We start from the raw sequence: 23,908 nt of genomic DNA on the forward strand, positions 1-23,908 counted from the left end.
TACAGATGGAAGAATAAAAAAGATAAAAGGGAGATGAAAGATCGTGAATAGAATATATATGTATGCCCATGGTGGAAGTGGAAATCATGGATGTGAAGCAATTGTACGCTCTACTTTGAAAATATTAGAAAATTTGGATGCGGAGAAAGAGTTATTTTCTACCCGACCAGAAGAAGATAAAAAATATGGGATTCATAATCTATGTACTGTTATAGCAGAAAAAGAATCCTATTCAAAAAAAAGTCTGGCATTTGCTAAAGCCTATATGAGTTTGAAATTAAAAAATGATTATATGCCAATGGACAAATTAGATTATAGAAAAGCAATTTCAAAGGTACAAAAAGGTAATATTGCTTTGTCTATTGGAGGTGATAATTATTGTTATGCAGATAATAAGCGGTATACAATGCTTCAGGATTTGTTTTTGGAACGAGGGGCAAAAACTGTACTATGGGGTTGTTCTGTGGAGCCTGATTTGGTCAGAAAACCGGAAATTGCCAATGATTTAAAGCGTTATTCGTTGATTACAGCGAGAGAAACTATTTCTTATAATGCTTTAAAGTGTGTAAATCCAAATACCATTTTAGTTTCAGATCCGGCATTTATGTTAGATAGAAAAGAGGTTATTTTACCTAAAGAATTAGAAAATAAAGAATTTGTAGGAATTAATCTAAGTCCTATGATCGTAGAGAATGAATCGAATAATGGTATAACGGTTAAAAATTATGAAAAATTAATAGAATATATTTTGGAACATACCAATTTAAGCATTATGTTAGTACCTCATGTAATTTGGGAGTTTAATGATGACAGAATTCCTCTGAAAAAACTTTATGAGAGATATAAAGAGTCAAAACGTATAGTTTTATTGGAAGACATGTCCTGCGAAAGAATAAAAGGTTATATTGCAAAGTGCAGATTTTTTATAGGAGCCAGAACTCATTCTACAATAGCTGCTTATTCTAGTTGTGTTCCGACATTGGTAGTCGGATATTCGGTGAAAGCGATTGGGATAGCTAGGGATTTGTTTGGAACAGAAGAAAATTATGTTATTCCGGTTCAAAATTTGCAAGGAGAAGAGGAAGTTTTGAATCATTTTAAATGGCTTTGTGATAAAGAAAAAGAAATTAGAGAAAATTTAAGAAAGACAATGGAAAACTATAAAATGAGAGCTCTTCGTGCGTATGATGCAGTGAAAGGTCTTTAATGGGTAAAAGATATGACGTCAAGAAGTAAGTTTATAGCAAAAAATATTACATTTGGATACATATCCAATATTGTTGCATTAATTCTTAATTTTGTTTCCAGAACAGTTTTTATTTATACATTAGGGGATTCTTATTTAGGAATCAGTGGACTTTTCGGCAATGTCCTTGGAATTTTGTCATTTGCAGAATTAGGCATTGGAACAGCGATGAATTATGAATTGTATAAGCCCGTTGCAAACCATGATATTGAAAAAATAAAATCTTTAATGAATTTTTATAAGATTGCTTATCGAGTTATAGCAACAGTTGTGGCAATAGTTGGGTTAGCAATTTGTCCTTTTTTAAAGTATATTATTCATGATAGCAACGGCGTTTTAAGAGGAAATGAAATTTATGTATATTACTTAATTTATTTGTTTAATACAGTCATTAGCTATTTTGTTACATACAAATTTAGTCTGGTAAATGCAGAACAAAAAAGTTATATATTTACAATAATAAATTCAATTACTAATTTTTTAACAGTAACTTTTCAGATTGTTGTTTTATTACTTTTTAAAAATTTCCTTGTATATTTGTTAACGGCTTCTATTATAGGAGTTCTTCAAAAGATAGGTATTAGCCTTTATTTGCGTAAGTTATACCCATATCTTTTGGAAAAACCAGTTCAGAAATTAAGAAAAGAGGAATTATCTCCGATCAAAAAGAATGTAAAGGCATTGATTATTCATAAGATAGGAGAAATCAGTGTGTATCAAACAGATAATATTATTATTTCAATGTTTGAAGGAATTAAAACGGTAGGATTAGTTTCAAACTATACATTGCTTATTTCTTCTGTAAAAGGATTTGTTGATATTATTTTTAATTCAGCTATTCCTAGTTTTGGAAATCTGATGGCGAATAGTGATGATGAAAGAAAATACGAACTTTTTCGTTGTTATAAGTTTTTGGGATTTTGGGTATATGGATTTTGCAGTATTGCGTTTGCAATTTTGGCATCTCCTTTCATCACTCTTTGGGTTGGGGAAAGTAGAACGATTAGTTATGGAACTGTGTTGCTTTTGATAGCTGATTTTTATTTAGTCGGACAGAGAATATGTATGAATAATGTAAAAGTTGCAGGAGGTGTTTTCTGGCAGGACAGATATGTGGCATTTTTACAGGCAATTGTTAATGTAGTAATATCAATAGTTATGATTAAAAAAATTGGACTGCCAGGTGTATATGTGGGAACCATTGTACAAGGACTTATCAGTACTATTATAAAACCAATCATTGTTTATCGGGATTTATTTAAAGTAAAACCAAGTTTATATTTTAGACAAGGATTGGGAAACCTGTTAGTGACAATATTGGCAGGAGCGATTACTTATATTATTTCCAATACATGGTTAGCAGAAAGTACCATTTTAAATTTTATGATTCGAATGATTGTTGTTATTGTGATTCCTAATCTGACATTTATGCTTGTGTATTCAAGAACGAAAGAGTTTGCATATTTGAAAGGTACAATAACGAGAGTAATAAAAAGGAAGGTATAAATTTGAAAACAGGAAAACCATTAGTGAGTATTATTACTCCATGTTATAATGGAGAAAAGGTAATGCATCGTTTGCTGGATAGTATTTTATCACAGACATATAATAATATAGAGTTTATTTTAGTAAATGATGGTTCAACAGACCGTTCAGAGGAAATATGGTTTGAATACGAAAAGAAATTTAAAAGAAATGGAATAAAAACTATTTATATTTATCAGAGCAATCAAGGACTGGGAGCGGCAATTAATGCAGGACTGAAAGTTTTTACCGGAGATTATTTGTGCTGGCCAGATATTGATGATTATTTTGAGGATACTTCAGTAGAAAAAAGAGTAAATTTTTTAGAAGCCCATAAGGAATATGGAAGTGTCAGTAGCGATGCAAATAAATATATAGAAGACAATTTGTCAGAACCAGTGGGAACAATGGCAAGTTGGATGAAATATAAAGAGGATGAGTGGCAATTTGAATGGATGTTAAAAGGGCAGTCTTTATTCTGTTCTGGCTGCCATATGCTTCGAACAACCAGTTTTTTAGATGTGAATCCGGATAGATATATCTATCCGGCGAGAAGGGGACAAAACAACCAAATGTTGCTTCCGATTTATTATAAATATAAACATGGATTTATAGATGAGCCGCTTTATAATTATATTATATATGAGAAATCAATGTCTACGCCTGATACCACTCGAGAATCAATGTTGGACAGAATTAATGAATATATAGAAATGTTGATGTGGACATTTAAACAAATTCCAATGGATGATAAAACAAAGAAGTTTTGTTTTGAGCATTTAAAAAAATTGCAGTGGGAAGACACATCTAAAATTTATGTTAAATATGGGAACCCAATTAAGTTTATTAAATTATATTTTGAATTGAAAATATATAGAACAGATATGAAAAGGGAATTTAAAAACATAGTAGTATCAATAAAGCAAAAGTGGAGAAATAGAAAAATATGCTGAATAAAGACATAGTAAGCTTGATAATTCCCTGCTATAATGGGGAACAGTTTGTGGAAAGATGTATGAGAAATATTCTGGAGCAGGATTATGTAAATAATATAGAGATGATTTTGATAAATGATGGTTCTACTGATAAGACAGAAGAAATTATTTTCCAAATGAAAGATATCCTAGATCAAAAATTATGGAAATTTTGTTACATCTATCAGAAAAATCAAGGAGTAGGAGCAGCAATGAATGCTGCATTAAAAAAGGTTACAGGGGAGTTTTTGACCTCATTAGATATAGATGATTTAATGATGCCAAATTCTATTTCGGAAAGGGTTAAATGGTTAAAAAGGAATCCTTCGTATGCATTGGTGAGAACTAATGGATATTTTTTATTTCCCGACAAAGTGAAAAAACTTTTTTATCCTGAAGATTATCAAGCTTCACCAGATATATTTCAGGATATTCTAAATGGGAAAATTTATAATTGGGCAGGAACATATATGATCCGCACGGAAAAATGGCTGGAAAGATGTCCTTCAAGGGAAATTTACCCATCTAAATATGGTCAGAATTTGCAATTACTTTTGCCGGCAGCGTATGGTAATAGAGGAGGGTACATACGTTTTCCACTGATGATGTATTATATACACGGAGAATCCATGACACATCAAAAAGATGAATACGGAGAAAAAAGATTGAATAATACATATGGTTTCCAGGATATTTATATGCATGTTATCAAAGAGATATGCAAAGAAAATCAAAAATTAAGTATGTATGAAAAGATGATAATAGCCACATTTTCTAGGCGGAGAATAGAATTAGCGATTGAATTGAACGATAAAAATTTGTGTAAGCGAGCATATAAAGAATTGCAGGATACAAAACTGCAAACAGAACAGGATAGAATTAGAATGTATATGTTTGTATCACCGATAAAAGGGATTTTTTTAAGAATAATACGGAAGCTTAGAGAAAAACAACAAGAAATGTTTTAGAAGAGGGAATGAAAATGAAAGAACCTATTATGAAAGTGAAACGTAATTACGGAATAGATATGCTCCGTTTAATAGCAATGTTTTTTGTTGTAATACTCCATGTATTAGGGCATGGTGGAGCAATGAAAAATGCAACGGGATATAACTATAATGTAAGTAGCCTTTTGTTAATAGTGGCATATTGTGCAGTAAATTGTTATGCCATTATCAGTGGATATGTTGGTTATAAAGAAGAAGGCAATTATCATTACACAAAATATTTGAAATTTTGGATTCCCGTTTTTTTCTATAGCGTGGGAATCACAATTATTTTTTATGTTATAAATTCCGGAAGTGTTGGTATTAAAGAGATTATATGGGCTTTTTTTCCTGTTACTACATATGAATATTGGTATGTGAATGCATATACGGCTTTATTTTTCTTAATACCGTGGATCAATAGATTAATACAAAATATTACTGAAAAAGAATTAAATAGATTGATATTTGTGCTGTTTATGGTTTTTTCTGTGTATCTGACATTTTCTACTTGGTTTGCAGATACATTTACACTCGGGGGGGGATATGATTTTGCCTGGCTTATAATCTTATATATTGTAGGTGCATGGATAAAGAAAAATAGAATTAATGAAAAATGGCGTGTATCATCTTGGGGTATTATGATTACTATTTGTATAGCAGTAACATGGCTGTGGGAAACATTTGCTCCGGTTGCTAAGCGGCTTTTTGTATCCTATATTAGTGTTACAATTGTTTTAATAGCAGTTGGAATGGTAGCAATATTTTCAAGACTTCAATTAAGTTCAAAAATGATTTCTATAGTACGTTTCTTTTCACCAGCAGCTTTTGGTGTTTACTTAATACATACACAGACTTGGGTATGGAGGGGACTTATATCTGATAGATTTTCTTGGATTGCAAATTATAAGACATATAGGATTCCTTTTATTGTAGTAGGATGTGCAGGCGGAATTTTTATAATATGCCTTTTAATTGAAAAATTAAGACTTGTCTTGTTTGAAATTCTAAAAATCAATCGATTGATACAAATTTTGGAGAGAAGGTTGGATTCAGTATTGAATAAATGCTTTAATAAAATTGGTGGATAAAGAATGAAATAGTCGGAAGAAATTATTTTATCTAAAAAGTTGAGAAAAAATTATCAGTTACAAATAGAGAACTGGAGGGAGGTTTATATGAAGCCGATTTTAACCATACATACAGCAACATACAATCGTGCATATATTTTAGAGAAAGCATACCGTTCTTTACAAAAGCAGACGGTAATGAATTTTGAATGGTTAATTACAGACGATGGTTCTACTGATGGGACAGAAATATTAGTGGAAGGTTGGATAAAAGAAAACAATCCATTTCATATCAGATACATTAAATTAAAACATGAGGGGCTGATTAGAGCTGTAAATCATGCAATTTCTATTGCAAATGGTAAATATTATTTTCGACTAGATTCGGACGATTGCTTACGTTTTGATGCAGTTGAGAAAATAGTTCAAAGGATAAATGAAATTGATGATAAAGAAGATTTTGTGGCAGTAGGGTTTGTTCGTGTCACAGAAGATGGGCAACCATTGAAAAAGGTATGGCCGAAAGTGAACGAAAAAGGATTTGTAGATTGCACTAATTTAGAACGGAAAAAGTATGATTTAGATGCAGATATGTGTGAAGCATATAAGACAGAAATTATGCAAAAGTATAAGTTTCCAGTATGGGAAGGTGAAATGTTTGCACCAGAGCAACTACAATCTGATAAATTAGCGATGTTGGGATACAAGATTCGCTGGTACAATGAAGGCATCTATATTTGTGAATATCAGGAAGAAGGGCTTACAAAAGGAAATTGGAATCTATTAAGAAAAAATAAGATGGGATATGCCATGTTGAGTAATATGCAGGTGTTAACTAATCAATGTTTTAAAGAGAAATTTAAAGCAGCAGGACAGCATATAGCTTTATCAATTGTGGCGGGATACCCATCCTATATTTTAAAGAGTAATAAAAGATGGCTTACTTTGTTAGCATTGCCTTACGGGATATTATTGAGTTTTAGACGGAGAGAGCAGTTTAAGTGGGATGACCCTGTAAACAAAAGAAACTTATCATAGATGATAAGTTTAGCTTTAAGATTTATGAATTGTATAAAATAATCGAAATAAAGTGAAAAGGTTATAGGACTATGGAAAATAAGAAAAATTCAACTCCTTTGTTATTGACTGGAACGATTGATTCCAGTGTTTATAATAATACAGGAAATATTATTCAAAATGTAGCAGAGAGATTAAATCAATATGAATCACCTATTGAAAAATATATTAGTTCAACACCTTTTGATATAATCGTGTTTATAGAAAATTCTGGATATGCATTTGATGAGTTAAAATATAAAAAGTTAGCTAAAATTTATGGTAAAGAGTTTGAGTTTATACCAGGGAAAATTTGCAAAGATGAAATATTAGCACATGGGAAAAGTTTTGGAGATGCTTATCTTATTGCTGAAGCACTTGAAAAGAGTAGTTTGTTAGCCAATGTGGAATTTTTTTATAAAATATCAGGTAGAATATATTTAAAAAATGCAAAAAGTATTTTAAGAACTAAGAATAAATATAGAAATGAATTTATTATGTATCAAGGAAAGAAATGGTGTTTCACTAATATCTTTAAAGCAAACAAAGAAGATTATTTATCGGTATTAAATGATGTATATTTAGATTGTGATGAAATTTCCGTAAATGACATTGAAATTTCATTTTTTAACAGACTTTGTACATCGGATATTTCAATGGGTTCATTCTATACATATCCGTATTTTGAAGGGAAAATGGGTGCAACTGGAGAGAATTATAGTGGTCGATTAGTAGAAAGGATAATACGTAATATAATGGCCAGACTACATTTTTTTACGAAAGATTCTTTGACTTCAAAATTATTAGCAAAAATAATACATTAGTTTTTCAAAATGAATTCCATTAATAGAAGATTATAAAAAACAGAATAGATATCTAAAAATAAATTTGAGTGTATGGAGAAAATGAAATTAAATAGAAATGAAACAAAACGCTTACAAGGAATCGCAATCCTATTTATGCTGGGACTTCACTTATTCAATAGAAGTGATATTGCTGATTTCTATGATGTAAATTTATACTTAGGGGGGGGGTGCCTCTTTTAACCCACATATCCTACATATTTGATGCCTGTGTTCCTATTTATCTTTTTTGCAGTGGATATGGTCTGTACAGAAGTGAGGAATCAGGCAGCAGCATGAAGAAGAGAGTTCAGAGAATTTTGAAATTGTTGATTCGTTTCTGGATTATCATGATTCTTACCTGTTGCGTAGGATATGCTCTTGGAATGAAGGAGAGATTTCCGGGAAGCCTTTTGAATTTTATTTTGAATGTATGTCTGATTAAAAACAGCTATGTGGGAGCATTCTGGTTTGTACAGACCTATACTATATTGGCGTTGTTATCCGGGGGTATCTTTAAATGGATTAGAAAGTATTCCTATTGGATTATCTTGCCAATTTCCTTTGTACTTTATATTAGCGCATTTGGAATGGAATATTTAGTTTTGGGACGAATTGACATGGAAGTATTAGGACTTCTGTTAAATGCCCTGATGCTTTTCTTACGTTCACAGTTTTCCTTTGTGGTGGGAATGATTTTGGCAAAAGAAGATATACTGGAACATTGTAAATTCTTATCAAAAATCAGAAAGAATCCGATATTGCCGTGGCTATTTTTGATACTTATAATTATAGTGAGAGCAAATTTACGCCATATGATATTTGCACCGTTTTCTGCATTTGCGTTAATTGTGTTGTTTGGAACGTATCATTGGGGAAAAGCCGGAGAAAAAACACTGTTGTTCTTTGGTAAACATTCCACCAACATGTGGCTGACACACATGCAGTTTTATATGATATTTACGCCCACTTTAGTATTTGCCTCAAGAAATGTGTTTGTGATTATGTTGACTCTTGTGGGGCTGTCATTGGCAGCGTCTTATGTGGTAGACTGGATTTATACTATACTGCAAAAGAAAATACCAATCTGATTTTAGGTGTTAAAACAAATTAAGAGGGAGAATTACGCATGAATGAGTTATGGGCGAATTTTTTGGGATATTTATCGCTATATAGAAGTTATATTATTCCGGTTTTCGTATTGGGAATTTTCCTCACAGCCATAGTTTGGGTTTTGATGAAAAAACGCAGTACAAAGTATACAGAAAATCCTTTCAGAACTTTATTTTGCAGCTGTGTTCTTTCTCTTTCTGTTGCAGTAATTATAATTATGACACTTTATGGGCGGACTCAGGGAACAGAGTTCGCCTTTCGCCTTCGCTTGTTTGGTTCGTATATAGAAGCCTTTGGCAATAAGAACATAGAGATTCTGCTTCAAATTATTATGAATATCGTGATGTTTGTTCCTGTTGGTCTTTTTTTGCCCTGTTGCTTTCAGAAGTTTGAGAAAAATCGTTTTGTACTTTTGGGGGCGTTAATTTTATCAGGAACTATTGAACTAATCCAGGGCATAACAAAAATAGGAATGTTTGAGTTTGATGATATTCTGGGAAATGTACTGGGGGCAGAGATTGGATTTGGGATTTATTGGATATTGAGCAGAAGTTTCAGGAAGGTAAAATTGGGAAGAAGAGGAAACTCAAATGAGAAAAATAAAAGTTGAACGAAAATACCGGTATTTTAAAGGGGGATTATATAAGACCGTATGAAATGTTTGCTTCAGAGGTAGACCATGAGAATACACAATTTCTCAGATTTTGATGTCCGGTCTTATCATATCTGGAACATGCAAAAACAGAGGAAATTTTACGGATTTCAAAAAAATCAAAAAAAATTTAAAAAAGGGCTTGCATTTTGTGAAAGAATCGTATATAATACATTTTGTTGTGAGGCACAACACAAAACAATGGGCTATCGCCAAACGGTAAGGCAACGGACTCTGACTCCGTCATTTCAAGGTTCGAATCCTTGTAGCCCAGCTTTAAATATCTCAGACAGAATGTCTGGGATATTTTTTATTTCATAGGAAAATACGTCCTATGAAATAAAACGTTCCACGGGGATTGCACTGCGGCGGAATGGAAATATGTCGCTGATGCAACACGCCGCAGGCGGAGAATCTCGCTTGAAAGATTCTTTTTATACAGAAAAATTGCTTTTTCTTTTAAATTAAAGGAGAATGAGAAAATGAAATATTCTTTTGACAGCAGAGTCCGTTACAGCGAAATCGGGGAGGACAGACACCTGACGCTGAATGGCATTATTAATTACTTTCAGGACTGCAGTACCTTTCATTCCGAATCCCTGGGTGTGGGTATGGACTTTCTGAGCAAAAAAAAACAGGCATGGGTACTGTCTGCCTGGCAGATTGTGGTTGAACGATACCCGGAACTGTGCGAAAATATAAAGGTATCAACCTGGGCTTATGATTTTAAACATTTTCTGGGCAGCCGAAATTTTACCATGGAAGATGCTGAGGAGAATTTGCTTGCCTATGCCAATACATACTGGACTTTGCTGGATATGGAGAGCGGTCGTCCGGTTTCTATTGATGAAAGGCAGATTCAGGCGTACGGGAAAGAAGAAAGACTGAATATGGAGTATGCGCCGAGAAAAATCAAAAAGCCGGATACCTGTAAGGAATATCCATCCTTTACAGTAAGACCGCATCATCTGGATACCAATCACCATGTAAATAACGGACAGTATATTCTCATGGCACAGGAATATCTTCCACGGGATTTTAAGGTAAGGCAGATGCGGGCAGAATATAAAAATCAGGCTAAGCTGGGAGATCAGATGATTCCCAGAATGCATGAGGAGCAGGGGATTTATACGGTTGTACTGGATAGCCCTGCAGGGGATACTTATGCAATCGTTGAGTTAAAATAGAGGAGAAAAGTATGATAAAATTAGGAGTAAAGCAGGAACTGACAGTTGTAAAAATCGTGGATTTCGGTGTGTATCTGGGAGAGAGCCAGCAGGCAGAGGATAAGGATACAGTACTTTTGCCGGGAAAACAGGTACCGGAGGGCATCAAAAAGGGAGAAAAGCTTTCCGTATTTATTTACCGGGATTCTTCTGACCGTCTGATTGCCACAGTAAGAGTACCCAAAATTGCTCTGGGACAGATTGGAGTTTTAAAGGTAGCACAGACCAGCCGCATCGGTGCGTTTCTGGACTGGGGTCTGGAGAAAGATTTGTTTCTTCCCTATAAAGAACAGACGAAAAAGCTGCATGAGGGAGAAGAGGTGCTGGTGGCGCTTTACATTGACAAGAGCAGCCGTCTGTGTGCCACAATGAAGGTATACCATTATCTGCAGACAGATTCTCCTTATGCACAGGGAGATAACGTAACTGGTGTGGTATATGAAATCAGTGATAATTTCGGTGTGTTTGTAGCTGTGGATTACAAATATTCTGCGCTGATTCCAAAGCAGGAGGCACAGGGCAATTATAAGGTAGGCGATGAACTGAGTTGCAGAATCACAGCTGTAAGGGAAGACGGAAAGCTAACGCTCAGCGCAAAGCAAAAGGCGTACATTCAGCTTCATGAAGATGCAGAAAGCGTATACGAAATCATTCAGGAATTTGAAGGAGAGCTGCCCTTTGATGACAAGGCGGCCCCGGAGGTGATTCAAAGAGAGTTCGGACTGAGCAAAAATGCCTTTAAACGCGCAGTGGGACATCTTTTGAAGGAAAAGAAGATAGAGCTGAAAAACGGAAAAATTTATGCGTTGTAGGCTTTTCCAAAAGGAAAGAATATGCTATACTGAGAGCGTATTTGAAAATTGCTGATTTTATGTCCAGAAGGAGGAAAATAAGTGGACTCGATAGATTATTATGACCGGTACGCAGTACCTTATTATGAAGAAACCGTGGATTTTGGCATGGAGGAACAGATTGCCCGTTTTGTTGAGCTTCTGCCGGAAAGTGCTGATGTCCTTGATTTAGGCTGCGGGTCAGGAAGAGATACAGTAAGTCTGGAGGAAGAAGGCTGTGTTGTGACTGCTATGGACGGCTCTGAAAAAATGTGTGAACTGGCCAGTATTCATACAGGAAAAGAGGTTCTTCATCTGAGAGTGGAGGATATGGAATTTGATGATGTGTTTGATGGAATCTGGGCATGTGCCATTTTGGGACATTTTCCGCCCCAGGAGGTAAAACCTGCCATGGAAAAGATTCTGAAAGCATTAAAAGAAGATGGAATTCTGTACTTCTCTGTCCGCAAAGGTGACAGAAACGGCAGATACAACGGAAGGTATTTCTACGATTATGACAGAGAGGCACTCAATGACCTTTTGGATTCTTTTTCTAATATAAAAGTTTTAGATATCTGGAAGACTAGTGATGTAAGGACAGACAAGGATAATCGTTGGTTCAATGTCCTTCTTCGCAAGGAAAAGCAGGATTAATCAAAGGAGAGATACAGTGGAATTTGCTCATTTGCATGTACATACGGAATACAGTCTTTTGGACGGTTCCAATAAGATAAATGAATATGTAGCCAGAGTGAAGGAACTGGGAATGAACAGTGCGGCCATAACAGACCATGGAGTCATGTTTGGCTGCATTGATTTTTATAAGGCAGCAAAAGCCGCAGGCATTAAACCGATTCTGGGCTGTGAGGTGTATGTTGCGCCGGGTTCCCGCTTTGACAGAGAAACCGGTCATTCAGAAGACCGTTATTACCATTTGGTACTTCTGGCAGAGAACAATCAGGGGTATCAGAATCTGATGAAAATTGTTTCAAAAGCATTTATTGATGGATTTTACTACAAGCCCCGTGTGGATTTGGCTCTTTTGGAAGAATATCATGAAGGAATTATTGCGTTAAGCGCATGTCTTGCAGGAGAAGTTGCAAAAAATATTACCAGAGGGCTGTATGGTGAGGCAAAAAAGGCTGCTCTTCGGTATGAGGAGATTTTTGGAAAGGGTAATTTCTTTCTGGAAATGCAGGACCACGGAATTCCTCAGCAGCAGACCGTGAATCAGCAGCTTCTTCGTATGCACCAGGAAACAGGCATTGATTTAGTTGTTACCAATGACGTACATTATACTTATGACACAGACGTGGAGGCACACGATATTCTCCTTTGCGTGCAGACCGGCAAACGGCTTCAGGACGAGGATCGTATGCGGTATGAGGGTGGTCAGTATTATGTAAAATCCCCACAGGAAATGGCAGAGCTGTTTCCTTATATTCCAGAAGCCCTTGCAAATACCCAGAAAATTGCAGACAGGTGTGAGGTAGATATTGAGTTCGGAGTTACAAAGCTGCCGAAATTTGATGTGCCTGCGCCCTATACTTCCTGGGAATATTTAAACAAGCTGTGCTTTGAAGGGCTGGAGGAACGGTATGAGGGAGATTTGGAACCTCTAAAGGAACGTCTGAACTATGAGCTGGGCGTGATTCAGAAAATGGGATATGTGGATTACTTCCTGATTGTCTGGGATTTCATTAAATTTGCCAGAGATCATGACATTATGGTAGGGCCGGGGCGTGGTTCCGCCGCGGGAAGTCTGGTTTCCTATACCCTGGGAATTACCAAGCTGGATCCCATTAAGTATGATTTGCTCTTTGAACGGTTTTTAAATCCGGAGCGTGTATCCATGCCGGATATTGATGTGGATTTCTGTTTTGAAAGACGGCAGGAAGTCATTGATTATGTGGTGCGAAAATACGGCAAGGACCGGGTGGTACAGATTGTAACCTTTGGTACTATGGCGGCAAGAGGTGTAATTCGGGACGTGGGGCGTGTTATGGATTTGCCCTACAGCCAGTGCGACTCTATTGCAAAGATGATACCAAAGGAGCTGAACATTACCATTGACCTGGCGCTGAAAATGAATCCGGAATTAAAAGAGCTGTATGACACAGATGAAACTGTGAGAAAACTCATTGACATGAGTAGGCGTCTGGAGGGATTGCCAAGGCATACTTCCATGCATGCGGCCGGAGTCGTCATCAGTCAGAAATCTGTGGACGAATATGTGCCGCTGTCCAGAGCTTCAGATGGTTCTCTGGTAACTCAGTTTACCATGACAACGCTGGAGGAGCTGGGACTTCTGAAAATGGACTTCCTGGGGCTTCGCACTCTGACGGTGATTCAGAATGCAGTGAAACTGGCAGAGGAAACCAAGGGAATTAAGCTGGATATTGATAAGATTGATTATGATGATAAAAAGGTATACGCCATGTTGGGCGCCGGAAAGACAGATGGTGTATTTCAGGTGGAAAGCAGCGGTATGACCAGTTTCATGAAAGAATTAAAGCCTCAGAATCTGGAGGACGTGATTGCGGGAATTGCTTTGTACCGTCCGGGTCCCATGGACTTTATTCCGCAGTATATTAAAGGAAAGAACAATGCCCAGAGTATTACCTATGACTGCCCGGAATTAGAACCGATTTTGAAAGCTACCTATGGCTGTATTGTGTATCAGGAACAGGTTATGCAGATCGTGCAGACCCTGGGAGGTTATACGCTGGGGCGAAGCGACCTTCTGCGCCGTGCCATGAGTAAAAAGAAGGCTGCGGTTATGGAAAAGGAACGGCAGAGTTTTGTATACGGAAATGAGGAGGAAGGTGTTCCCGGCTGTATCAGAAACGGGATTTCTGAGGAAATTGGAAATAAAATTTACGATGAAATGATAGATTTTGCAAAATACGCTTTTAATAAATCTCATGCAGCCGCTTATGCTGTGGTTTCCTATCAGACAGCATACCTGAAATATTACTTTCCGGTAGAATTTATGGCGGCAATTATGACTTCTGTGATTGATAACCCTACAAAGGTGGCAGAATATATATTGTCCAGCCGTAAAATGAATATTGCAATTCTGCCCCCGGATATTAATAAAGGAAACAGCGAGTTTTCTGTAGATAACGGTGCAATCCGTTATGGGCTTTCTGCCATTAAGGGAGTAGGACGCTCTGTGATTGAGTCCATTGTAAAGGAACGCACAGAACATGGAATCTTCAAAAATCTGCAGGATTTTATTGAGCGCATGGCAGGGAAGGAAGTCAACAAAAAGGTTATTGAGAACTTTATTAAGGCAGGGGCTTTTGATGAGTTACCGGGAAACAGAAGACAGAAGATGATGGTCTATGCACAGATTCTGGACGCAGTGGCACAGGAAAAGAAAAACGTCATGGCAGGCCAGATGAGTCTTTTTGACCTGGTTCCTGAGGAGGAAAAGGCTGCCTATGAAATTCACATGCCGAAGGTAGAGGAATATCCCAAGGAAGCAAAGCTGGCCTTTGAGAAAGAGGTTCTGGGTATTTATGTAAGCGGCCACCCTTTAGAGGCATATGAGGAAAAGTGGAGAAAAAATATTTCCGCAGTGACCGCAGATTTCCAGCCGGACGAAGAAACGGGAAATCCCAGAGTGACAGACGGTGCAAAGGCGATTGTAGGCGGTATGATTACAGCGAAAACCATTAAATATACCAAGACGAATAAGGTTATGGCATTTCTCACTCTGGAGGATCTGGTAGGAACCGTAGAGGTTGTGGTATTTCCACGGGATTATGAAAAGAACGTACAGTTTATGAATGTGGACGACAAGGTATTTATTCAGGGAAGAGTAGCTGCAGAGGATGAGAAGGCCAGCAAGCTTATCTGCGAAAAAATGGTTTCTTTTGATGAGGTGCCAAGAGAGCTTTGGCTGCAGTTTGCAGACAAGGATGCATTTCTTGCCAGGGAGCAGGAGGTGTATGATGTACTTCGGGATTCTGACGGTCAGGATCAGGTAGTTGTGTACATCAAATCTCCAAAAGCGGTAAAACGTCTGGGAAACGCCAGAACTGTGAAAATCAATGAGAATTTATTGAACAGACTGTACGAAAAGTATGGGAAAGACAACGTAAAAGTTGTAGAAAAGAGTATTGAAAAACTGGGGAAAATGCATTAAAATAAGATTCGATTGGATAGATAAACGAAAATAAGAAAACTGCCAGCGAGATGGAGGAGAAAGATGACTGCGAATAAAGAGATAAAGACAATAGGTGTTTTAACAAGTGGTGGAGATGCGCCGGGAATGAATGCCGCAATCCGTGCGGTTGTCAGAAGAGGTTTAAGCCGCGGCATCAAAATGAAGGGAATTTTAAAAGGATACAGCGGTCTGATTAATGAAGAAATTATTGATATGACAGCTGTAGACGTTTCCGATACCATTCAGAAGGGTGGTACTGTTCTCTATACAGCTCGCTGTTCAGAGATGCGTACAGAGGAAGGTCAGAAAAGAGCTGCAGAAGTGTGCAAAAAACACGGCATTGACGGGCTTGTAGTTATCGGCGGTGACGGTTCCTTTGCAGGCGCTCAGAAGCTGGCAAATCTGGGAATCAATGCAGTAGGCGTACCGGGAACCATTGACCTGGATATTGCATGTACAGAATATACCATTGGTTTTGATACTGCTGTTAATACAGCTATGGAAGCCATTGATAAGGTTCGTGATACCTCTACTTCCCATGAGCGTGTAAGTATTATTGAGGTTATGGGAAGAAATGCAGGATACCTTGCTCTGTGGTGCGGTATTGCCAACGGTGCGGAGGATATTCTTCTTCCTGAAAAATACGATTATGACGAACAGAGAATTATCAATAACATTATTGACAATCGTAAAAAAGGCAAAAAACATCATATTATTATTAATGCAGAGGGTATCGGTCATTCTCAGGCTATGGCAAAACGTATTGAAGCTGCCACAGGTATTGAAACAAGAGCAACGATTCTGGGACACATGCAGCGTGGTGGAACTCCTACCTGCAAAGACCGTGTGTATGCTTCCATTATGGGTGCAAAGGCTGTAGATATTCTTCTGGAAGGTAAGACAAAGAGAGTCATCTGCTACAGAGATGGCGAGTACATTGATATGGATATCAATGAAGCTCTGTCTATGAAAAAGAGTATTTCTGAATACCAGTATGAGGTCAGCTACTCTCTTTCTCATAACTACAGCAAAAACAACGATTAAAAATAAGAAGAAAAGTTATAAGGGGCTGGTGCACACCATTTTGTGCGGCAGCCCTTTTCTTTCAGGAAAGGAGGCAATATATGATTACAAGCAGTTCGAATGCACAGATAAAGAGGGTGCAGCAGTTATTGAAAAAGGCAAAAACCAGACGGGAAGAGGGGGTTTTTGTTGTAGAAGGGATTAAAATGTTTAAGGAAGCGCCAATAGAGAGAATCCAGAAGGTGTATCTTTCCCAGAGCTTTGCCCAAAAGGAAGCGTGTACCGCAATTTTGCGGGAAAAGGGGCTTGCAGGAGAACGGGAGCAAAGGGTGGAACTTGTGGAGGATAAGGTATTCAGGGCTTTGTCAGATACGGTTACGCCTCAGGGGGTGTTGTGTCTGATTCAGATGCAGACCTGTACGCTTAAGGGACTTCTGGAAGGGGAGAAAACCCCGCTTCTTATGATACTGGAGGATTTGCAGGACCCGGGAAATCTGGGGACGATTATCCGTACAGGAGAGGGGGCAGGAGTGACCGGGGTGATTTTAAGCAGAACCTCTGTAGATGTGTATAACCCAAAGGTGATTCGTTCCACCATGGGTTCCATATACAGAATGCCGGTACTTTATGTGGATTCTATTATTGAAGAAGTTCTTGGCAAGCTGAAGGAACGGGAAATCAGAACCTATGCGGCTCATTTAAAAGGAAAAAACACCTATGACAGGGAAGATTATGAAGGGGGAACGGCGTTCTTTATCGGAAATGAGGGGAATGGCCTGACAGATGCTCTGACAGGGCAGGCAGATACCCTGATTCGGATTCCCATGGAAGGAAGTGTGGAATCCTTAAATGCAGCCATGGCATCGGGAATTTTGATGTATGAAGCCAGCAGACAGCGCAGAAATAAAAATTGAATATAAAATATAAAAAATGGTGAATGTTTTGACACATTTGCCATTTTTTGTGTCTTCTCCCCCTAAATCCTGTAAAATGTTACAAAAAATACCGGGTTGACAAACAAATGTAATCTTGTTAGAATAAGTCCGTAACAAAACTTAATAAATCTGTAACAAATAAGAAATCACAGACTTATCAGGAGGTTATATTTCAATGAAAGCAAGAGCAAGAAGAATTTTGGCATGTGCAGGTACAGTAGGAGTTATGACAATTATGACAGCAGTACCTGCTATGGCAGATACTATTGACTGGACAGATAAAGCGGCGGCAGATGTGAATACATATGCCAATATCCGCAAAGGAGCTGACATAAATTCCGAAAGGGTAGGCATGCTTCCGGCAGGAGCAGTTGTTTCTGTAGTGGGAGAAGAAAACGGTTGGATTCAGGTGGAATCAGGGGAGATCTCAGGATATATCAGAGAAGATTTGCTGGTATCAGGGGACGAAGCACAGCAGCTTTTTGAAGCTGTATACGGAGATGGGGAGCTGGTAGGCGCACAACCTCTGGAAATACCGGCAGAACAGGCAGCGCCTGTTTCAAATACTTCTATTTCTGTATCTGACGGAGATCTGGCGCTTATGGCGGCTATTATTGAATGTGAGGCCGGGGGAGAGTCTTACGAAGGTAAGGTGGGCGTTGGTGCAGTCATTATGAACCGTATTCGCAGCAGTCAGTTTCCGAATACTTTGTCCGAGGTGATTTATCAGAGTGGGCAGTTTACACCGGCAGCTACAGGGAAGCTGGCATCTGTCTTGAGCCGGGGCGCCAGCCAGGCCTGCTATGATGCAGCCAGAGATGTGTTTGCCGGCGCCAATACCATTGGAGATCGTCTGTTCTTCCATGCAGGAAGCGGCAATGGTCTTACCATAGGTAATCAGACCTTTTATTAAAGGTTAGAGGCTTTTCTTTGCTGTTCCAGACCCTCCAGCATACGGTCATATTCAATAGCAGCAATCTGTGAAACCACAAATTTACCATGGTCATTTAAGAGGCGGTACTTGCGGATAAGTTCAAATTCTTCTTCCGTAAGTCCGGCTCTGTTTTTTTTCAGAGTTTCAATATTAATGAAATCCTGATACAGATAATTTGCATCACAGTCTAAAGCCACGATAATACGGCTGAGCTTTTCCGGGTTCGGATAGGTTCGCTCCAGTTCATATCCGCTGATGGTTTGCTTTGATACGCCGATTTTCTCGGCAAGCTGGGTGCTGGACATTTTCAGTTCCGCACGTCTGTCTTTAATTCTTTTTCCAAATCCCATAATATGTCCTGCTTTCTCGTATTTTCTCCGAGTATAGTATGATATTTGTTGTATGTCAATAAAAACTATTGACAAAAATTGGAAATTCAGATACCATGAGAATCTATTGCATTTATAAAAGGTTTAAAAGCAGGTTTTGGGAGGAGAGAAAGTTGGAAGAACATTACAGGAAGGAAATTATTCTTCTTTTAAATAAAGTGACATCGGACAGAACTTTAAAAATCATTTATCATTTTCTGACAGGGATATTAGACTAAAGAGAACGACCAGTATTCCGCAATTCTTGAGAATCTATTCTGTTTAGAAGTTCACAGATAAATCTATCTGAAGTTTCAAATATTTTACAGAACCAGAGGCAAAAAAGCGTTGTTATTTTCAGAATATTAGGATATAATAAGGTAACAAATCAGTAGAAACTTTACTGGTACAGAGAATTTATAGAGGAGAAGGTGAGAAAATGGCAGGAATACCAATATCTGTTGTGTGGCTGGCAATTCTGGCAGTGCTTCTTGCAATCGAAATTGCAACTTTGGGTCTTACTACCATCTGGTTTGCCGGAGGTGCGCTGATTGCTTTTCTGATTGCCCTTGCCGGAGGCCCTTTGTGGCTGCAGATTACCCTTTTTCTTGCAGTGTCCGTGGTATTGCTGTTGTTTACAAGACCATTGGCGCTTAAGTACATGAATAAAGGGGTGGAAAAGACGAATGTGGACAGTATGCCGGGAAAGAGTGGCATTGTAACCCAGAGCATTGATAATCTGAAGGCTCAGGGCAAGGTGACGGTAAACGGTATGGAGTGGACCGCAAGGTCAAAGGACGGCAGCCAGATTGAGGAGGGAAGAGTCGTCAGAGTGTATGGTGTAGAAGGTGTAAAGCTTATTGTAGAGGAGGAAAAGTAATATGTTTGGTTTTGTAGTGCTTATTGTTTTTCTTGTGATTGTGTTAATCATTGCAGCTTCCTGTATCCGGATTGTTCCTCAGGCACATGCGCTGATTATTGAACGCCTGGGAATGTATAAGGATACCTGGGGAACAGGGCTTCATATTAAGATGCCTTTTGTGGACAGAGTTGCAAAGCGTGTGAATTTAAAAGAGCAGGTTGTGGATTTTGCGCCTCAGCCGGTTATTACAAAGGATAATGTTACCATGCGGATTGATACCGTGGTATTCTTCCAGATTACAGACCCAAGACTGTTTACCTATGGTGTGGAAAATCCGATTATGGCCATTGAAAATCTGACTGCTACAACGTTGCGTAATATTATCGGTGATATGGAACTGGACGCTACTCTGACTTCCAGAGAGATTATCAATACGAAGATGCGGGCGTCCTTAGACGTGGCAACAGACCCATGGGGCATTAAGGTAAACCGTGTGGAATTAAAGAACATCATTCCTCCGGCAGCGATTCAGGAAGCCATGGAGAAGCAGATGAAGGCAGAGCGTGAACGCCGTGAAGCTATCTTAAAGGCAGAGGGTGAAAAGAAATCTACCATTCTTGTGGCAGAAGGTAAAAAAGAATCTGCAATTCTGGACGCAGAGGCTGAAAAACAGGCGGCAATCCTGCGGGCAGAGGCTGAAAAAGAGAAGATGATTAAAGAGGCCGAAGGTCAGGCAGCGGCAATTCTTAAGGTGCAGCAGGCCAAGGCAGATGGTATCCGCTTTATCAAGGAGGCGGGTGCAGATCAGAGTGTACTGACTTTGAAAAGCCTGGAGGCATTTGCACAGGCGGCAGACGGTAAAGCAACAAAGATTATTATTCCTTCCGATATTCAGGGAATTGCAGGGCTCACCACTTCCCTGGTAGAGATTGCAAAGGAATCCAAAAAATGTATAAGCTTTGAAATTGGTAAGGGGGAACTGGGCATGAAACAGCAAGCAGGAAGATTCCGGGTGTGCGTTTTGTGCTCAGTTCCTTTTCTTTACTTTATAGGAGAATGCATGGGGTGAGAATATGGAAGCAAAGATAGACCTTACAAAAGAATACGGACTGGTGCTGGAGGGCGGAGGCGCCAAGGGCGCTTATCAGATTGGAGCATGGAAGGCGTTAAAGGAAGCCGGGGTGAAACTGAAAGGGATTGCAGGAACCAGTGTGGGAGCTTTAAACGGGGCGCTTATCTGTATGAATGATATAGAGGCAGCAGAGCGGCTTTGGAAGAATATTTCTTATTCCCAGATTATGTCTGTGGACGATGAGGTGGTGGGAAAGCTTTTCCAGCATCAGAAAATTGACAAACAGGAGCTGCGGGGCATGCTGGATCATCTTGCCGGGGGAGGGCTGGACGTTACGCCCTTGAAGCAGTTAATCGCAGATTGCGTGGACGAGGAAAAAATACAGAATTCTCCCATAGATTTGTATGTGCTTACTTTTAGTATAGACGAATTTTGGGAGCTGGATATATTGATATTAAGGAGGCAGAGCCGGAGCTTATCAAGGATTATCTTCTGGCAAGCGCTTATGTGTTTCCTATTTTTAAGAATGAAAAGCTTCACGGAAAAACCTATATAGACGGGGGCGCGATTAACAACGTTCCTTTAAGCTCGTTGATTCAGCGGGGATATAAGGATATTCTTGTTATCCGGATTTTCGGTATCGGAAGAGAAAAAAAGGTGAAAATTCCGGAGGATACCACAGTTTATACTGTGGCGCCTTCTGTAAATCTGGGAAATATTCTGGATTTTAACCCGAAAACCAGCAAAAGAAATATGGAACGCGGGTATTTTGACACCATGCGTTTTGATTTACGGATTGGCAGGAAAAATATATTATATTGATGAACAGGAAGAAGAGTGCTATTATTTAAAGCAACTGACAGAGTTGGACAGTGAGATTTACGCGTATCTGGCAGAGGAGTTTAAGTTGGATACAGGGGAAAACAGAAAAATACGGAATCTCACAGAGATTATTTTGCCGGTGATCGCAGACAGACTCAAGCTTTCAAAGGACTGGAGCTACAGAGAATTGTATCTGTCCATGTTGGAGGCAGCAGCAAGACTGTGCAGAATTCAAAAATATAAAATTTACACATTGAAAGAACTGCAGGATAAGGTAAAAGAGAAACTGCAGAAATTTAAGGGGCAGCAGCCAGCGCCTTTTATGCAGATTTTGTCAAAGGATATACTGCTGTAAGCGCTGATTGTGATAAAGAGAGATAAACAGGGAGGAACCGGATATGGACTTAAAAGGACGCAGCTTTTTGACACTCAAGGATTTTACAAAAGAAGAAATTGAATATTTGGTAAATCTGGCGGCAGAGCTAAAAAGAAAGAAAAAAGAGGGGATTTTGACAGATACCCTAAGAGGAAAGAATATTGCTCTGATTTTTGAGAAGACCAGCACAAGGACACGCTGTTCTTTTGAAACGGCAGCTCATGATTTGGGTATGGGAACGACTTATCTGGATCCCAAAAGCTCCCAGATTGGAAAAAAAGAGAGCATTAAAGATACTGCCAGAGTTCTGGGGCGAATTTACGATGGAATTGAATACAGAGGCTATGGACAGGAACTGGTGGAAGAACTGGCAAAATATGCAGGAGTTCCGGTGTGGAACGGACTGACTAATGAATATCACCCCACACAGATGCTGGCAGACCTTTTAACCATAAAGGAACATCTGGGAAGAGTAGAAGGTGTGAAACTGGTATATATGGGAGATGCCCGCTATAACATGGGAAATTCCCTTATGGTGCTTTGTGCGAAAATGGGTATGCATTTTGTGGCTTGTGCGCCGAAGAAATATTTCCCAAATGAAGCGCTGGTGCAGGAATGTAAAAAATTTGCAGAGGAATCCGGCGGAACCATTACACTTACAGAAGATGTAAAAGCAGGAACAAAGGGCGCTGATGTCGTTTACACAGACGTATGGGTTTCTATGGGAGAGCCTGACGAGGTGTGGGAAGAGCGCATCCGGGAATTAAGTCCTTATAAGGTGACAAAACAGGTTATGGAAAATGCAGGAGAACAGGCGATTTTCCTGCACTGTCTGCCTGCGTTTCATGATTTGGAAACCGTTATCGGAAAAGAAATGGGAGAACGGTTTGGCATTACGGAGATGGAGGTTACAGACGAGGTCTTTGAATCTCCCCGGTCTGTGGTTTTTGATGAAGCAGAAAACAGAATGCACACCATAAAAGCTGTGATGGCAGCCACCTTAGGGGCATGAAACATATGACAGCAAAAAGTATGAGGAAGGCTTTGAAAACAAAGTGGATAGAGCAGATTTATCAAAAGGACAGTGTGGATTCCACCCTTACCTGGGCAAAGGAGGAGGCGGAGTCCTGTCTTTTGGCAAACCGGAACACGGTGCTTTTTCTGGCAGATAAGCAGACCGCAGGAAAGGGGCGTTTCGGAAGAGTGTGGGACTCTCCGGCAGGGGAAAATGTCTATATGACACTTCTGCTTTTAAGACCGCCCATAGAGCCTGTAAATGCTGCTTCCCTGACTTTGGTTATGGGGCTTTCCGTAGCTCAGGCTGTCCGGGAAAGCGCCGGACTTTTGGCTGGAATTAAGTGGCCAAATGATGTGGTGCTTGCAGGAAAGAAAATCTGTGGGATTCTCACAGAAATGAGAATCGGCAAAGAAAAGCCGGAATATGTCAGCATTGGTGTGGGCATAAATATGAATCAGACAGATTACCCCCCGGAACTTCAGGATAAGGCTACCTCTCTGGCGCTTCAAAAGGGAGGCGCGGTTTGCAGAGAAGAGGTAACGGCAAGGGTTCTGGAACGGTTTGAGGAAAATTATAAGTGTTTTTTGAAGACCCAGGATTTGAGCCTTTTGAAAAATGAGTATGAAAACCTTTTGCTGAATCTGAACCAACAGGTACGGATACTGGAAAAGGACAGCGAGAGTCTGGGGATTGCCAGAGGAATCACTGCTTCGGGAGAGCTTCTGGTGGAGGACGAAAAAGGGGCAGTACGGCAGATTCTTTCAGGTGAGGTTTCTGTAAGAGGGCTGTACAGCTATGTATAAAG

At 39.0% G+C, this 23,908-nt stretch carries 21 protein-coding genes, 1 tRNA gene and 1 pseudogene; 22 read left to right on the forward strand and 1 reads right to left on the reverse strand.

Annotated elements, in window-relative coordinates; translation table 11 throughout:
* The first annotated feature begins 43 nt into the window (after positions 1 to 43).
* From DQQ01_RS00990 to DQQ01_RS01070, 17 genes are all read left to right on the forward strand, one after another.
* Positions 44 to 1,207, forward strand: coding sequence for a polysaccharide pyruvyl transferase family protein (locus DQQ01_RS00990; RefSeq protein WP_111917814.1), 1,164 nt, complete (start codon positions 44 to 46; stop codon positions 1,205 to 1,207).
* A gap of 12 nt (positions 1,208 to 1,219) precedes the next feature.
* Positions 1,220 to 2,752, forward strand: coding sequence for a lipopolysaccharide biosynthesis protein (locus DQQ01_RS00995; protein ID WP_111917815.1), 1,533 nt, complete (start codon positions 1,220 to 1,222; stop codon positions 2,750 to 2,752).
* Between the two features lie 2 nt (positions 2,753 to 2,754).
* Positions 2,755 to 3,723, forward strand: a complete 969-nt coding sequence (locus tag DQQ01_RS01000) for a glycosyltransferase family A protein (RefSeq protein ID WP_111917816.1) — start codon at positions 2,755 to 2,757, stop codon at positions 3,721 to 3,723.
* Positions 3,717 to 4,712, forward strand: coding sequence for a glycosyltransferase family 2 protein (locus tag DQQ01_RS01005; protein WP_111917817.1), 996 nt, complete (start codon positions 3,717 to 3,719; stop codon positions 4,710 to 4,712). Before DQQ01_RS01000 ends, DQQ01_RS01005 begins: the two co-directional genes overlap by 7 nt.
* Positions 4,713 to 4,726: 14 nt before the next feature.
* Positions 4,727 to 5,821, forward strand: a complete 1,095-nt coding sequence (locus DQQ01_RS01010; protein ID WP_162624210.1) for an acyltransferase — start codon at positions 4,727 to 4,729, stop codon at positions 5,819 to 5,821.
* Positions 5,822 to 5,908: 87 nt separating this feature from the next.
* Positions 5,909 to 6,838, forward strand: a complete 930-nt coding sequence (locus DQQ01_RS01015) for a glycosyltransferase family 2 protein (RefSeq protein ID WP_111917819.1) — start codon at positions 5,909 to 5,911, stop codon at positions 6,836 to 6,838.
* Between the two features lie 71 nt (positions 6,839 to 6,909).
* Positions 6,910 to 7,680 (forward strand): hypothetical protein, encoded by a 771-nt coding sequence (locus tag DQQ01_RS01020; RefSeq protein WP_111917820.1) that lies wholly within the window; start codon positions 6,910 to 6,912, stop codon positions 7,678 to 7,680.
* Between the two features lie 209 nt (positions 7,681 to 7,889).
* A complete protein-coding gene (locus DQQ01_RS01025; protein ID WP_162624211.1) occupies positions 7,890 to 8,789 on the forward strand; it encodes an acyltransferase family protein in 900 nt (299 codons plus the stop codon).
* A 38-nt stretch (positions 8,790 to 8,827) separates the two neighbouring features.
* The gene (locus DQQ01_RS01030; RefSeq protein WP_111917822.1) at positions 8,828 to 9,421 is read left to right on the forward strand and encodes a VanZ family protein; all 594 of its coding nucleotides are present in this window, start codon (positions 8,828 to 8,830) and stop codon (positions 9,419 to 9,421) included.
* A gap of 244 nt (positions 9,422 to 9,665) precedes the next feature.
* Positions 9,666 to 9,737, forward strand: a tRNA-Gln gene (locus DQQ01_RS01035).
* Between the two features lie 208 nt (positions 9,738 to 9,945).
* On the forward strand, positions 9,946 to 10,650 hold the full coding sequence (locus DQQ01_RS01040; RefSeq protein ID WP_111917823.1) for an acyl-[acyl-carrier-protein] thioesterase: 705 nt from the start codon (positions 9,946 to 9,948) through the stop codon (positions 10,648 to 10,650).
* Positions 10,651 to 10,661: 11 nt separating this feature from the next.
* Positions 10,662 to 11,501, forward strand: a complete 840-nt coding sequence (locus DQQ01_RS01045) for a CvfB family protein (protein ID WP_111917824.1) — start codon at positions 10,662 to 10,664, stop codon at positions 11,499 to 11,501.
* 81 nt (positions 11,502 to 11,582) lie between these two features.
* Entirely contained in the window at positions 11,583 to 12,173 is a 591-nt protein-coding gene (locus DQQ01_RS01050; protein WP_111917825.1) for a class I SAM-dependent methyltransferase, read from the forward strand.
* A 16-nt stretch (positions 12,174 to 12,189) separates the two neighbouring features.
* Positions 12,190 to 15,672 carry a DNA polymerase III subunit alpha gene (locus DQQ01_RS01055; protein ID WP_111917826.1) on the forward strand — a complete coding sequence of 1,161 codons (3,483 nt, stop codon included), beginning with the start codon at positions 12,190 to 12,192 and terminating at the stop codon, positions 15,670 to 15,672.
* A gap of 63 nt (positions 15,673 to 15,735) precedes the next feature.
* Positions 15,736 to 16,737: a 6-phosphofructokinase gene (gene pfkA / locus DQQ01_RS01060; protein WP_111917827.1), complete on the forward strand. Its 1,002-nt coding sequence runs from the start codon at positions 15,736 to 15,738 to the stop codon at positions 16,735 to 16,737.
* 80 nt (positions 16,738 to 16,817) lie between these two features.
* Positions 16,818 to 17,630 carry a TrmH family RNA methyltransferase gene (locus DQQ01_RS01065; RefSeq protein ID WP_111917828.1) on the forward strand — a complete coding sequence of 271 codons (813 nt, stop codon included), beginning with the start codon at positions 16,818 to 16,820 and terminating at the stop codon, positions 17,628 to 17,630.
* Positions 17,631 to 17,826: 196 nt separating this feature from the next.
* The gene (locus tag DQQ01_RS01070) at positions 17,827 to 18,564 is read left to right on the forward strand and encodes a cell wall hydrolase (protein ID WP_111917829.1); all 738 of its coding nucleotides are present in this window, start codon (positions 17,827 to 17,829) and stop codon (positions 18,562 to 18,564) included.
* Here the strand turns inward: DQQ01_RS01070 and DQQ01_RS01075 are convergent.
* The gene (locus DQQ01_RS01075) at positions 18,561 to 18,935 is read right to left on the reverse strand and encodes a helix-turn-helix domain-containing protein (protein WP_111917830.1); all 375 of its coding nucleotides are present in this window, start codon (positions 18,933 to 18,935) and stop codon (positions 18,561 to 18,563) included. The genes DQQ01_RS01070 and DQQ01_RS01075 overlap by 4 nt on opposite strands.
* 457 nt (positions 18,936 to 19,392) lie before the next feature.
* Here DQQ01_RS01075 and DQQ01_RS01080 point away from each other — a divergent pair, with 457 nt between their 5' ends.
* The 5 genes and pseudogenes from DQQ01_RS01080 (at position 19,393) to DQQ01_RS01100 (ending at position 23,906) form a co-directional block, all read left to right on the forward strand.
* Positions 19,393 to 19,833, forward strand: coding sequence for an NfeD family protein (locus DQQ01_RS01080; protein WP_111917831.1), 441 nt, complete (start codon positions 19,393 to 19,395; stop codon positions 19,831 to 19,833).
* Between the two features lies 1 nt (position 19,834).
* Positions 19,835 to 20,884 (forward strand): SPFH domain-containing protein, encoded by a 1,050-nt coding sequence (locus tag DQQ01_RS01085; protein ID WP_242980471.1) that lies wholly within the window; start codon positions 19,835 to 19,837, stop codon positions 20,882 to 20,884.
* Positions 20,885 to 20,888: 4 nt separating this feature from the next.
* A pseudogene (locus tag DQQ01_RS18330) lies at positions 20,889 to 22,064 on the forward strand (patatin-like phospholipase family protein).
* A gap of 43 nt (positions 22,065 to 22,107) precedes the next feature.
* On the forward strand, positions 22,108 to 23,097 hold the full coding sequence (gene argF, locus DQQ01_RS01095) for an ornithine carbamoyltransferase (protein WP_111917832.1): 990 nt from the start codon (positions 22,108 to 22,110) through the stop codon (positions 23,095 to 23,097).
* A 5-nt stretch (positions 23,098 to 23,102) separates the two neighbouring features.
* On the forward strand, positions 23,103 to 23,906 hold the full coding sequence (locus DQQ01_RS01100; protein WP_242980475.1) for a biotin--[acetyl-CoA-carboxylase] ligase: 804 nt from the start codon (positions 23,103 to 23,105) through the stop codon (positions 23,904 to 23,906).
* Positions 23,907 to 23,908: the final 2 nt, after the last annotated feature.

The organism is Blautia argi (genome assembly GCF_003287895.1).
In the GTDB taxonomy this organism is placed as follows: Bacteria; Bacillota; Clostridia; order Lachnospirales; family Lachnospiraceae; genus Blautia; species Blautia argi.